A 13758-nucleotide genomic window follows, 5' to 3' on the forward strand; every position below is an offset into this window, starting at 1 on the left:
GGCTTTAGGCCCGGCCGTTTTCGTTGGCGATGATCTCAAGGGCAAATTGGGACCATGTTTCAAACTCGTCCAACCGAGTGATGAGTTCCGAGATTTCCGTGAAACGCCCTCCAGCGATGCCCGTCTCGCGAGCAACCACATCCGGCGATTCCAAGTCAATCAAGTGAACGATCCCAAGATGGACTTTGCCCACGGGAATGGTGTCATCGCAAATAAAGCCGAACAACTGTTCAAAAAAAGCCGACCGCAGTTCCACTTCTTCGTGTAGTTCCCGCAGCATTCCGGCCCGGTAAGCGTCGCCGTCGGCACGTCCGTCGTCTGATGAGATATGCCCGCCAATGCCAACGGAACGGTGATGATGCAGTCGACTCTCCCCGCCGGATGATCCCCGGATGTATTCAAAAATTTGACGGCCATGCCGCAAGATGACGTAGGGAATCAGTTGTTTGAAAGCCGGGTCGGTTTCCATGCGGGAACGCGGTTGAAATGAAAGCCCGCCGGGGGCCATCAGCCGGGAGTGATAATCCTCGTCGAACGCCCGGAATCCGTGAAACACCCCGGCCGACTCGAATTGACGACGGGGGATCACCAACACCAGTTCATCAGGTTTGGACATGCGGCCCACGCTTCCTTATCGCGTCAAAATCCGGGCGGCGATGGAAAGGATCGCCATCCCGATCACCAATGAAAACGCCAGTTTCAGGGTCTCGCCGCTGCTTCGCCGATTGAGCAGGGCCTGCAAACTCCGCTCGTCCCCGCTCTCGATGGCGGCTTGCAATTCGCGTTCATACCGGCTTTCGGGATAATCGCGGGCTTGGTCTTCGCTCAAAAACCCCGGATGGGATTCAAGTGTTTCCCGAAGCACGGCCAGATCGAACCCGAGATGATTATCCGGGGCAAAAGCGGTGAAACTTGTCCGGCCTTGGATGCTGAGGGGCAATAGTTGCCAGAGATCCCGGATGGTCTTTTCCTCCGGTTGGTCCCGTTGCAGCAGAATCTTGCCCTGATCGACCAGCGTTTGACATCCCCCGAGGAGAAACGGCCCGTCTCCTTCGGCCAATACTTTTTGAAGCGTCTTTGTGTCGCGTCCGGGAGGGTTGGCTTTTTCCAGAGAGATGTCTTGAGGATTCTTGCCCTCCCAATCCGGCGGGGCGATCTCGATCAGAAAAAACGGGTTGGGAACCCGCTCATAAAACACCCGGCCCAACGCCCTTGCCCAAACTTGCCGACCTTTGACCGTCCCGATCAACACCGTGGCCCGGTTCGCAAACCGGACGAAAGGAAACTCAGTCTCGTCGCCCGGTGGCAGCGCCAAGGTATCTCGAAGTTGAGTCAGTTCATCGTGCAGGACCGGATTAAACGAGGGGGAAGCGAAGATGGTTCCCGATTCGTCGATCCGGGCCTGAGACAAAACAATCGGTGTGCTCATCAAGCCGAGTGTAGGGATTTCCCCGGTGAACTCCTACCGCATAGGCGGCGGGACAACCGGGTTCGCCTTGGTGGTCGCAATCGGTGTGACAATTGGTTCCACCCGAATGTCGTCGAAATACACGGTGCCAAAGCCGGTGAGGGCCATGCGAACGCGAATTTCTCCGTTGGAAGGCACTTTCCGGTAGAAGTGAAACTGCTTCCACTTCTCTTGGTAATTCAATCGAAGAGAGTAGGCCTCCCCGGCAGAGGTGTCGTAAAACATGACGCCATCGGCCGATGCCCGGACGCCGTTCGGAATTTTGATCCAGCCAGTGACCCGAACCCAGCTTCCGGGAGTCAGGCGAACCGGCGGGCTGTTGACCGCCAGAAACACACGCTCCAAGGCTTGGGGTTCCGGGGGGGCCTTTTCATCTTTCTTCAGCGTCACCGGTTTCGGGCTTACCCGTAATCGCAGGATTGTGTTCCCAAGCTTCGGTTTGGGGCCTTGTGGATCGTCAAACTGTTTCAAGATGCTGGTGGGCGTGTACGGTGCTCGTTTTTTCACCGGCAAGATGGGTTCCTCATCCTCTCCCACCTCGGCGGGAACGAATTTGGCATCCATCAACACCTCATCCAACGCCACTTCTTGAACGCTCCAACCGGGCAGATTGCCGATGGGCACGCCGCGTCGATCAGGCACCTGTACCCTTTCAAAATCGCCGTCATTGAGCGCGCTGGCCGCTATCTCGGCTCCTCGCAGCAAATTAGCCAGTTCCCAATGTTTCGGCAGGGTGTAATAACTGGCCGCGTAAATACTGGCTGCCGGATAATCCAAGGCTCGGGTGGCTCGGTCCCATTGGGCGCGCATCAGAATTCGCAACGGCCGAAGTGAACGTAGGGCTTCGTAATAAGCCGATTCGTCATTGTTGGCGACACGATCACGCTTGGCCGCCATCAACCGTTGCTCGGCATTTCGCAACAGCAACCGGGCCTCTTCCAACGGCGGGGCGACTTCACACAACCGGTCATGAACCTTGGAAACCTTGCGAAATTCTTCGTCGGCCATTTCAACCGCCCACGACGCGGCATATCGGCTCACCCGGCGGGTGTGTTTCTGCCACATGGCCACCAAGCCGTCTTTGGAATTGTCGCTCGTGAACACCACGGCTGCCGTTAGGTCAAATTCCGGCAGGGTGATTTGCGTTCCCTCGGGCGTTTGTTTCAACTGATTTTGCAGCGATTGCACCCGAACCGGGCTGATTTCCCACGGTTCGGCCCCGTCCGGCACCAAAGGCACCGTGAACGTCAGATTCTGGATGGCGCCCTGCGGAGGAACATATTGCGCCCCGCCCCCGAGCCAGATCGGCAACGCCAGCACGCCTTTGCCGTTGGTTCGCAGAATCGCCACCAGCACATTTTTGTTGCTTGACGGAACCCATCGGATATCGTCGTTGAGATGCAACAACAGCGGTTCGAGCATCTCGATTTCTTGATTGAGCAAGGCAATCTGCAAAAGTCTGTCCCGGCCTTGATGACTGTCCGCCAGGAACTTGTCCGACCAATAGCCGATCCCCTTGTTTCCCGAGGCCAAGGCCAGATAGGTGAGCAGCCGAATTTGTTCCGGTTGTGGGCCGATGGGTTCGGTGAAACCGTCGGCGAAGGTTTTGTCGTAAAGAAGTTTCGTCTGCCATTCCGGGATATGGGTTTGAATCCACGTCCATTGGAACCGGCTTCCCGACGCAAGAATTTTTCGCTGGGTCAACCATCGGCTGTATTGATCGATTTCCAACGAGGTCATCAGCGGATCGCGATGGGTGCCGATCAATTGCAAGGGGTTGGCATATTTGTCGAATCCATCCCACACATCGGCGCCGACCGGTCGTTTAGGGTCGGCCGCGCGAACGGCTTCCACCGTTCGGGAGACGCGGGGAAAATCCTCGGCCCTCACCGGCCCGAAGTCCCAGAAGAGGACGCCGTCACCCGACTGGAATTTGCGGATGGCGGCCACCAACGTGTCAACATCCTTCGTGACAAGCGGATTCCGCACATCGTCATTGTTCGTTTCTGAGACTGGCGGAATGTACGGGATGATCCAGAATCCGTAATTGTCGATGGCATCCTCGATCACGCTTTGGGGCGTGTCCACCGGCACGTACAAGCCGTTGAATCCGGCTTCCTTGAGCACCTGCAACGGCGTGCCACTGTAACGGATAAACCGGGGAAATATTTGAACGCCGTCCACCGTCAGTTTGTTCCGTTTGAATTCGACGACACGCCCTTCTCGCTCGTTGGCGGGAGGAGTGTTCTTGGGCAGTTCTTTTTCCTTGGAAACCACCTTGCCGGGAGGCATGTCTTTGGGGTTCATCGGCGCGGGCATCGGCGGGGCGGTCCCGGCTTTCACCGGCCCGATTTCCAAGTTGTCGAGATAGAGATCCGTTTCACCTGCGCCGCAATATACGTTGAGAATCAACTGATCGAAATAGGCATCCGTGAAATCGATATCCCGTTTCAACCTGTTGCGCAGGGCCAGCTTTTGAGATTGGATGATTTCGAGGGGACGCTTGAGCACAAGGTTTTGCCAGGAACTGGCCGGGGCCTTGTAAGTGTCCAGCAACACCGTGACTGTCAGTTGCTCGTCGATCTGTTTGGGATTCCGTTCTTTGGGAATCACCAGCCGGGCGAGCAATTGCACACCCGCCCGATTGGAATGAACCCAGAGGCTCACGCTCAGGTCTTCCGTCACCGGGGCGGCGGGCGTGGGATAGTAAAAATAGGCGTAGTTGGTTTCGTTTTTGCCGGGCGTGCAACTAACTTTAATGTGTTCGGACGTGGGAAGACTGCGAGAACGATCGGCGGACAGTTCCTGCACCTTCACCTCGGCCTTGACGTTGTCATCTCCCTTGAGAAAACTCGTCGTCTTGCCCGAGAATGAATTGCGGTGAATCTCATCCGCAAACAATGACTGGCTGCCGAACAAACTCAAGCCCGACAGCATCGCCAGAACGAAACGTGCGGTCATATCGCCGACTCCTCCGGCCAATCGGGCGGAATCCTTTCCACCCGGTCCAACCGGAGTCAATACCCGGAGAAATGACGCTTGCCTAGGTCAAAGTGTCTCACTTCATGATTTCGATCTTCGTGTTCGGGTCAGACTTCATCTTTTCGACGACGGCTTCCTTCAACTTGGAGCCGTAAACTTCGACAACCGCCCCCTTCACCGTCTCAAACTTCGTCGGTTCGCCGGGCTTGCGGCCCGTCACCATGATGAGGTGATAGCCGAACTGTGTGGACACCGGCTCGCTGATTTGGAACGTTTTGAGGGCAAAGGCGGTCTTGGCGAAGGGTTCCACCATGCTGCCCATGCGGGGGAATTCGCCGAGGTCGCCGCCATCCCGCTTGGAGGGGCAGGAGGATTGTTCCTTGGCGGCCGCACTGAAGGCGTCTTCAGTGATCTTGTTCACGGCTTTCTGCTGGGCGAGGTTGTTCCCCAAAGCTGGCAACTTTGCCGTATCCTCCGCGATGGTCTTCTCAACGGCCAATTTGATTTCCTGAATCTTCTTCAGCGCGGCGGCCTTGCCCTTTTCATCCGGAGTTTCCGGCGTGATAAGGATATGTTTGGCCCGGACAGTCGAACCGTCGAAGATTTCCGGGCTGTTCTCGAAGAGTTTTTTTAGTTTCTCATCGGTGGCCTGCATCGCCACGAACTTGTCCCATCGAAGCTGGTTGTGGATTTCCTTCTTGAGATCCGCTTCGGTGATCTCCATCTTCTCCAAAACCTTGGCGTAATCCTGATCCGCTTTCTTCACCTCGCCCTTGAAGGTTTCCAATTGGGCGTCCACGTCCTTCGGATCAACCGAAACCTTCAGTAGTTCCAAGTATTGGTCAACAAGGGCGTTATCGATCAGGAAATTGAGAATGTCCGTTCGGGCCTTATCCTTGTTTTCCTTGGCCACCGGCTTCAACGCCCGTTCGAGGGAGGTTTCGGGAATTTCCCTCCCATTGACCAACGCCGCCGCCCTGGCTTTGCCGGCCGGGGCGGTCGTCGAGACGGGAATGGCGGGGGTGGTTTGGGCAACAAGGGTTTGCGGCGTCAGCCCCAAAGGGAGCGCGCAGAGGAAAAGTTTGGTCAAACGCTTCATGGAAGTCCTTTTCACAATGGCGATTTCCGAATGATCGAATCCGAATCGTGCCGATCTTGGGATGGGGGTATAACCTCGTTGGGTCAATTTGGGAAGTCCAGTTGCCGGGCGAACCCGCCGGGCGGTCCGGCTCTCGAATTGCCATTGCCCATTGCGTAGGTTAGCTTCACAGGCGAATCGCCAACCAAAACCACTTTGTACCGGTTTTGGCCCCGGCGTTCGCCATCACTCACTTGGGAATCCGGCCGTCCACCCGTTGTAGGGGCGAATGGTCGAACCCGTTCTCTTCAGGATGTTCGTCCGATGATTACGCTTCAACTCCCCGATGGTTCTTCCCGTCAAGTGGCTCCCGGAAGCCGCCCCCGCGATGTGGCCGAGGCCATTGGCAAACGGTTGGCCCAGGCCGCCGTAGCCGCCAAGGTCTCCGGCACGGTCGTTGATCTTGACCGGGAATTCCCGGCCGATCCCGCGCAGGTGAGCTTTCAAATTCTCACGGATCGCGATCCGGAATCGCTCGAAGTGTTGCGGCACAGCACGGCCCACATCATGGCTCGGGCGGTGATGCGTCTCTTTCCCGGCACCCAGCTTGCCTTCGGTCCGGCGCTGGCCAACGGGTTTTACTACGACATCGACTCCCCGACCCCGATCACGGAAGCCGACTTCCCCAAGATCGAAGCAGAGATGAAGAAAATTATCACGCTAGCCGAACCGTTTGAACGATTCGAGCGATCCGTGGACGAGGGACGTTCCCTTTGCGGGGACATGAAGCAAAACTACAAGGTCGAACACATCGACGATGAGTTGAAGAAATACCCCAGCCTGAGTTTTTATCGGCAAGGGGAATTCATCGACCTTTGCCGCGGGCCGCACATCCCGAACGCCGGCAAAGTGGGGGCGTTCAAGATCATCTCCATCGCTGGCGCTTACTGGAAGAACGACGCGAACCGGAAGCAACTTCAACGCCTGTACGCCACGGCCTTCTTCAACCAGAAGGATCTGGACACGTACCTGACGCAACTGGAGGAAGCCAAGAAGCGCGACCACCGCGTCCTCGGCAAGCAACTTAAGTTGTTCACGATCAGCCAAGAAGCCGGACAGGGGTTGATCCTCTGGATGCCGAAGGGGGCGATGGTTCGCAACCTGTTGGAAACGTTCATCAAAGATGAACTGCTGATCCGGGGTTATTCTCCCGTCTATACGCCGCATATTGGCCGGTTGGATTTGTACCGCACCAGCGGCCACTTCCCATATTACCGGGATGCGCAATATCCGCCGCTGTACATGAACCCGATCGGACAAACGATCGACACGTGGCTGACGCTGTTGGAAAAGAACCACCTGACGACGGAACGCGAACAGGGATTCCTTGCCCTGCTCGAATCCTTCACCAAGGGAGAAATCCCCAAGGGAGATGACGACAACACGCAGTATTCGTGGGGTCAGATCGTTCTCGACGCTCGAGCCTTGTGGGTTGAATACAAGGAAGCCGCCACGACCGACGATCGCCGCAAGGCTCTGCAAAACTGGCTGCATGGGCAGGAAGGCTATCTGCTGAAGCCGATGAACTGCCCGCACCACATCCAGATCTTCAAGGCCCAGCCGCGAAGCTATCGGGATTTGCCAGTGCGCTTGGCCGAATTTGGCACCGTATACCGCTTCGAGCAATCCGGCGAACTCGGCGGCCTCACGCGGGTGCGCGGGTTCACACAAGACGACGCCCACTTGTTCATGACGCCCGAACAGGTGAAAAGCGAACTCGAAAACAACATCGATCTGGTGTTGATGGTCCTCAAGACCATCGGCCTGAACGATTACCGGGTGCGCGTCAGCGTTCGTGATCCCGAGAGCAAGAAGTACGTCGGGGCGAATGAATTGTGGGAGAACGCCGAGAAGACGCTGCTGGAAGTCGTCGCCGGTCGCGGCATGAACTATTCCATCGGCGTCGGCGAGGCCGCGTTCTACGGGCCGAAGATCGACTTCATCATCAAGGACTGCATTGGCCGCGAATGGCAGCTTGGCACGGTGCAGCTTGATTACAACCTGCCGGAACGCTTCGACCTTGAGTACACCGGGGCCGACAACCAACGGCATCGGCCGGTGATGGTCCACCGGGCGCCATTCGGGTCGATGGAACGGTTCTGCGGCATCCTGATCGAGCATTTCGCGGGCGCTTTCCCGTTGTGGCTCGCCCCGGAACAAGCCCGGATCGTCACGGTCAGCGACCGGTTCAACGAGTACGCCCGACAAGTGGAAACGTCTCTCCGCGAGGCCGGTTTCCGGGTGAGCGGCGACTATCGCCCGGAAAAGATCGGGGCGAAAATCCGGGACGGTTCGCTCGAGAAGATCCCCTACCTCCTCATCATCGGCGAGAAGGAACAAGCGGCCGGCACGGTGGCGTTGCGAGACGAGTCGATCAAGGAAATGAAGGCTCGGGATGTTGGATCGCTGCCGTTGGCCGACGTGATCCAACGATTCCGTCAAGAGGTGCAGGAGAAGCGAATTCGCAACATCAGCACCGCCACGGCCGGACTCTCCGATAGCGGGGCCAAGTACGCCGGCTGAGCGAGTCGTTATTTGTCTTTCAGGCCGCCCATGTTGTTCCAGTCCGGTGTCTCCATGCCGTGGAGATGCCGGACGAAGAAATCCCGCCGACGGCGTTCACCATAAGCGCCGCCGTCCGAATGTCCCATGCCGGGGACCATCAGAAAATCGAAATCCTTCTTCGCCTTGATTAAGGCATCAGCCAGCCGATAGGTCGATTCCGGGGGGACGTTCGTGTCCATCTCGCCGACAATCAGCATCAATTTTCCCTGTAGTTTGTGTGCATTGGTGATGTTCGACTGCGCCTCGTAATGCGGACCAACCGGAACACCCATCCACTGTTCGTTCCAAGAAGATTTGTCCATCCGGTTGTCATGACATCCGCAAGAGGAGACGGCTACCTTGTAAAAATCGCCGTGAAAAAGCAACGCCCCCGTAGAGCTTTGCCCCCCGGCTGACGTTCCGTAGATGCCGACTCGGGAGGCATCTACCTGCGGATGCTTGGCAGCCAACGCCTTGATCCACGCAATGCGATCCGGGAAGCCCGCATCCCCGATGTTTTTCCAGCAAACATCATGAAAAGCCTTGGAACGATTCAGTGTTCCCATGCCATCACACTGCACCACAATGAAACCGAACTCGGCCAGACTCTGCCGGCCGTGAACGGTTCGGAACGCCTTCGGCACAAACGAATCATGCGGCCCTGCGTAAATGTACTCGATGACCGGATATTTCCTCGACGGATCGAAATTCCGGGGCCGGGTCACCATCCCCCAGATATCCGTTTTGTCATCCCGTCCCTTGGCCACGAAGACTTCCGGCATCTTCCAACCAGTGTCCTTGAGGGCCGACACGTCGCCTGTTTCCAGAAGACAAACCATTTCCCCGTCCGCAGCCTTGCGCAGTTCGTGAACAGGAGGCAGATCGATTCTGGACCATGTGTCCACATAGTGTTTGCGATCCGGCGACCATTTCAACGTATGCGTGCCATTCCCCTCGGTTAACGGGATGAGGCCCGTGCCGTCAAAGCTTACCCGATACTGATGGATGAAATACGGGTCTTGGTCGGTGTTTTTTCCACACGCCCGGAAGATGAGGGTGCGTTTGTCGAAGTCGATGTTCTCGATGCCGCGAACGACGAATTCCCCCTTGGTGATCTGGTTTTTGATCGTCCCCGCTTTCGAGTCGATCAGGTAGAGATGGTTCCATCCATCCCGCTCGGAGGAGGCGATGATTTCATCCGTGGCATCCGCATAGACCAACGTGAAGTTCGCGTACTGATTCACAAAGGTCTTGGGATGATCGTCAAACAGTGTTCGTGTCTTGCCGGTGGCGACATCCGTTTCAATGATGCGGAATCGCTGATGCCCGCGGTCGGTCTTCTCATAGATGAATCGTTTGCCATCCCGGCTCCAGCGAGGCCGGGGAGTGTGGAAGTCAATTTTCTCCGCGTCAATTTTGGTGGCTTTCATCGTGGCGGGATCGAACAACCAGCCTTCATAGCTGGTGAACTTGTCCCCCGCGACCGGATAAACGTGGGAATGAAGTTTGGCCCGGCCACCCTCCTTCGGGGATGATTCGACATACCACACTTCCTTGTTTTCACCCAGCTCGATCTTGTATGCGCTGATCGTTTTCGAGTCCGGCGACCAAGCAACGGTGCCGTAAAAAAGCGAGGCCGTGCCGTCGGTCGTCAGTGGTTTCTCGTCGCCATCCTTGGGCTTGAGGAACAGATTGTTTTCCTTCTGGAAGACAGTCCACTTCCCGTCCGGGGAAGGAATGGTGTAAGTTCGCGGCCCTCTTGGCGGTCCCTTGGGGCCGCCCGGTTGCGAGGTAAGATCATCCCCGGCTTCTTCGTCGTCCGTTTCTTGTTTGCTTTGTTTGGCTTTCGGGGCAGACATCGGGCCATCATTGACCGCCTTGCCTGACTCCATATCGAAGGTCCAGACATCGCGGCCAAGTTGAAAGCGGATCTTCTTCAATCCGTCCCGATATTCCAGCGAGTCAAACGGCCATTTCTTGGGAATCAGCTTGGGGCCATTGGCCTCGCTCACCGCTTTCGCCAGTTTCTCGGCATCAAACGCGGGTTGGCGTGTTCCTTTGGCCGCGTCAACAAGAATGAATTCACGCTCCCCTTTGGCAAGATCGTTTCGATACCAAAAGCAATCTGTGCCGGTGATCCAATGAGGGTTCAGTTCGAGTTTGAAGGCTTTCGGGTTCCACTCGGCCGGAAGTCGATCAGCCTCGGCATATGCCTTCCGCAGTTCGTCAGGGGTGGGTTTGTGATTTGGAAGGTCGGCTCCGGTGAGAATGCCCGGCAGAAGGAACGCGAACCAGCAATAGCGCATCATGAACAAGAAATCCGTCACGGTGAGATTGTCTGGTCGGGACGACCATGCGACGGAGAACTAACTGGTTTGGCCGGAATCAGCCAATTTGAGTATGTTCACCGCTCCACGATTGGGAGGCGGCTGGAAGATGGACGGAAGCGGGTTTTTGACCGGGGACCGACAAAAATGTCAGTCGGCGTTCGCAGAGGGTGATTTCATCCCCGTCGTTGAGTTGCGTGGCCCCGGCAATCTTGCGGCCATTCAACAGTGTTCCGTTTTTGGACGCAACGTCGTGCAACTCGAAACTCAGATCACTGTGGATGACAATGGCACAGTGCCGCCGGGAAACGGTCGCATCGTCAATCACCACATCATTGTCCGGCAATCGGCCGACAGAGTTCATGCCGATCTTTAACGGCAGCTTTCGGCCACGGTCAAGAATCCAACAATGAACCGTACCGGGCTTGACGGGTATTTCAGCCGGGATGAGGGTAATCGCTTCAGACGAATTGGTTTTGCGAAGGCGCACTTCACCGGCGATGGTATGACATCCCGCCGCGTTCGCGATCCGATCCCGCACTTGACGGAACATCTCGCGTCTCGGATTCCCTTCCAGATGAATACTCTTCATCAAGTCAGGGTCCATAAATGATTACCTTAAGATAGGTTGCGCACCGACCACAATGACATTTTGGACTAAGAACCAATGGATTGTCAAGAGATTACCAAAATATGCCGACGGGTCAAGCAGAAGATGCGCGGAAAAGTCATGCACATAATGTCCGCAAGTTCACCTATCGGCGATGAACAACTTGTCTCTTCAATCATTCTCACACAGTTTCATCGTGTTTTTCAATATTGCTGTGGATTTAGACAAAAAACGCATCAAAGATGTTGATGTGAAATGTGAAGTTTATGAATTCGGGGAATTCGCCCGAAAATAAATCGAACTCTTGGGATTCCCTCACGCTCCTGACGATGGGTAAAATACCCTCAGTCACTTCCTCCCTGCGATTCAATCCATTTGGGAGTTTGCCAATGTCGCTCTCCGCAACACAACTCGAACAACAAAAACGCCAAGCCGAGGAATTGCTGTTCTCCGGCCCGGAAACAATGGGCTTCGTCAAAGGGTTGTTCTTCGGGCACTTTAATGCCGGGGAACTATTCCCCTATCCACAGTTATCTCCCGCTGCCCAGGCGAAGGCCGATCAATCCGTCACCGAAGTCCGGCAGTTTTGCCGGGAGAAGATCGATGCAGCCGCCATCGACCGGCTTGCGGACATTCCCCGGAGCGTCATCGACGGGCTTGGCGCCCTGGGCGTGCTGGGAATGGCCGCCCATGAGGACATCGGGGGGCGGGGTTTCAGCCAACAGGCCTATTGTCAGGTGATCGAAGTCCTTGGCGGGCATTGTGCCTCTACGACTGTGTTCGTGAACGCCCACCACAGTATCGGCCTGCGGGCCTTGTTGTTGTTTGGCACACCCGAGCAACAAAAACGCTGGTTGCCGGATCTGATTAACGGGCGCAAGATGGCGGCCTTCGCCCTCACCGAACCGCTGGCCGGCTCGGATGCCGCGAATGTGCAGACGATGGCCACCCCCACCGAGGATGGTACCGGTTACATCCTCAACGGGGAAAAACGGTACATCACCAACGGCGGCATCGCCGACGTGTTGACCGTGATGGCCCGCACTCCAGCCCCGAGTTCCGGCAAGCCGAACGACACGCGGGTGACCGCTTTCTTGGTGACGCCGGACATGCCCGGTTTTGAAGTGGTCGAAACTCGGGCCGAGAAGTGCGGCATCCGGGGAACGGCCACGGGCAAACTCCGCTTCACGAACATGCGGGTTCCAAAGGAGAACATCCTTGGCCCTGTCGGCAAGGGATTGAAAGTTGCTCTCACGGTGTTGGATTTCGGCCGCACGACGTTCGGCGCCAGTTGCACCGGGGCGGCCAAGGCGTGCCTGCAAGCGGCCGTCAAACACGCGAAAAGCCGGGTGCAGTTTCAACAACCGCTGGCTGACTTTGAGATGGTGAAGAAGAAAATCGCCTTCATCGCCGCCCATGCCTTTGCGATGGAATCCGCGACGACCCAATGCGCGGCCCTGATTGATCGCGGGGCCGAGGATTACATGCTGGAAACGGCCATCCTCAAGGTCTTCGCCACGGAGCATTTGTGGACTTGCGTTTACGAGACGATGCAAATCTTCGGCGGGCAATCGTATTTCACCAACGAACCCTACGAACGCTGGATGCGTGATGCCCGGATCAACACCATCGGCGAGGGGGCAAACGAAGTCCTCAAGGCGTTTATCGCCGTCGTCGGCTCACGCGGTCCGGGGTTAAAGCTGGATGGATTGCGTCGCGGAATGAAGTCGAAGCCCTTCGGAACGATTCCCAAACTGTTCGACTTTGGCTGGCAAGAAATGGGCCGACGAATGAGCCGCCCAGATGTTCCGGTAAAGCACGCCTTGTTGAAGCCGAATGCCCGGCGATTGGCGAAACGGGTGAAAAAACTGGGGACACTTCTCCCGTGGGTTTTCTTAAAATGCGGGACCGAAGAACGGTTTCTTCAGGCGCAACTTCTGCACGAACGGATCGCGGATATTGTGATGGATCTGTATGTGTCGTCGTGTGTCCTGAGCCGTCTGGACATGATGCTGGCCCGAGGGCGGGATCTCGACGGTCACCCGGAACACCGGGCGCAAATCGACGCCGGAATGTGCTACCTGAAAATGGCCGACCGCCGAATGGCCGAACGATTCACCGGGTTGTTTGACAATGACGATGATTCGACCATTTCGGCGGCCAATTCCGCATTGGGATAACTGGACGAAGGGAATCGGAAGAAGGGATGAAGGATGGAAAAGAAACCCGGCGATTGATCGGTGACGATCATCCTTGTGGGAATCAGGTTTTAAGGTATCAGCGTTGAAAAAATCTACCGACAAACGGGTTGGATGATGAGGCTCCATTTAGGCAGGGTGGCAGAGCGGAGCAGGCGGCGGGCGACTGGGGCAAATTCTTCCCGTGTCAGCCGGACGCCTCGTTGATAAGGCTTGGTGGTTTCCCGCACCAGCGGATGAATCTTCCTCCAAGTCATCGTGGCGGCCCAGAGGAGGACAAGGGCGACGGAACGGAGCAACGCTCCGTTCCAGTGTTGTTCCAAGATGCCCCAACAACGCTCAATGGGATTATATTTGCTGTGATAAGGCGGCAGGTATGCCAGTTCGATTACCAGACGGTGTCGGTCGGCCAGTTCGGTCAGACGTTTCATGAATTGAGTGCGGGAACTGTTGATCTCCGGCCCGTTGTCGAGTTCGATGTGCAAACGCCG

9 protein-coding genes are annotated in these 13758 nt (G+C 56.5%); 2 read left to right on the top strand and 7 right to left on the bottom strand.

Annotation, left to right across the window (positions count from 1 at the left end; genetic code table 11):
- Positions 1–4: 4 nt before the first annotated feature.
- From BGIM_RS0109440 to BGIM_RS0109455, 4 genes are all read right to left on the bottom strand, one after another.
- On the bottom strand, positions 5–616 hold the full coding sequence (locus BGIM_RS0109440; protein WP_020469540.1) for a hypothetical protein: 612 nt from the start codon (positions 614–616) through the stop codon (positions 5–7).
- 15 nt (positions 617–631) lie between these two features.
- Entirely contained in the window at positions 632–1429 is a 798-nt protein-coding gene (locus BGIM_RS0109445; protein ID WP_020469541.1) for a hypothetical protein, read from the bottom strand.
- Positions 1430–1462: 33 nt separating this feature from the next.
- Positions 1463–4429: a hypothetical protein gene (locus tag BGIM_RS0109450; protein ID WP_020469542.1), complete on the bottom strand. Its 2967-nt coding sequence runs from the start codon at positions 4427–4429 to the stop codon at positions 1463–1465.
- Between the two features lie 97 nt (positions 4430–4526).
- Positions 4527–5549, bottom strand: a complete 1023-nt coding sequence (locus tag BGIM_RS0109455; protein ID WP_020469543.1) for a peptidylprolyl isomerase — start codon at positions 5547–5549, stop codon at positions 4527–4529.
- A gap of 303 nt (positions 5550–5852) precedes the next feature.
- Between BGIM_RS0109455 and thrS the strand changes: the two genes are divergently transcribed.
- Positions 5853–8111 carry a threonine--tRNA ligase gene (gene thrS, locus BGIM_RS0109465; RefSeq protein ID WP_020469544.1) on the top strand — a complete coding sequence of 753 codons (2259 nt, stop codon included), beginning with the start codon at positions 5853–5855 and terminating at the stop codon, positions 8109–8111.
- Between the two features lie 8 nt (positions 8112–8119).
- Here thrS and BGIM_RS49510 read toward each other — a convergent pair whose 3' ends face one another.
- Both BGIM_RS49510 and BGIM_RS0109475 read right to left on the bottom strand, forming a co-directional pair.
- On the bottom strand, positions 8120–10441 hold the full coding sequence (locus BGIM_RS49510; RefSeq protein ID WP_072022252.1) for a S9 family peptidase: 2322 nt from the start codon (positions 10439–10441) through the stop codon (positions 8120–8122).
- Positions 10442–10517: 76 nt separating this feature from the next.
- The gene (locus BGIM_RS0109475; RefSeq protein WP_020469546.1) at positions 10518–11012 is read right to left on the bottom strand and encodes an FHA domain-containing protein; all 495 of its coding nucleotides are present in this window, start codon (positions 11010–11012) and stop codon (positions 10518–10520) included.
- Positions 11013–11458: 446 nt separating this feature from the next.
- On the opposite strand from BGIM_RS0109475, the gene BGIM_RS0109485 reads away from it, so the two are divergent.
- Positions 11459–13249 (top strand): acyl-CoA dehydrogenase family protein, encoded by a 1791-nt coding sequence (locus tag BGIM_RS0109485; protein WP_020469548.1) that lies wholly within the window; start codon positions 11459–11461, stop codon positions 13247–13249.
- 113 nt (positions 13250–13362) lie between these two features.
- On the opposite strand, the gene BGIM_RS0109490 is transcribed toward BGIM_RS0109485, so the two are convergent.
- A partial coding sequence (locus tag BGIM_RS0109490; protein WP_020469549.1) for an ISAzo13-like element transposase-related protein occupies positions 13363–13758 on the bottom strand: 396 nt, incomplete at its 5' end.

It is taken from the genome of Zavarzinella formosa DSM 19928, from assembly GCF_000255705.1.
Lineage (GTDB): Bacteria > Planctomycetota > Planctomycetia > Gemmatales > Gemmataceae > Zavarzinella > Zavarzinella formosa.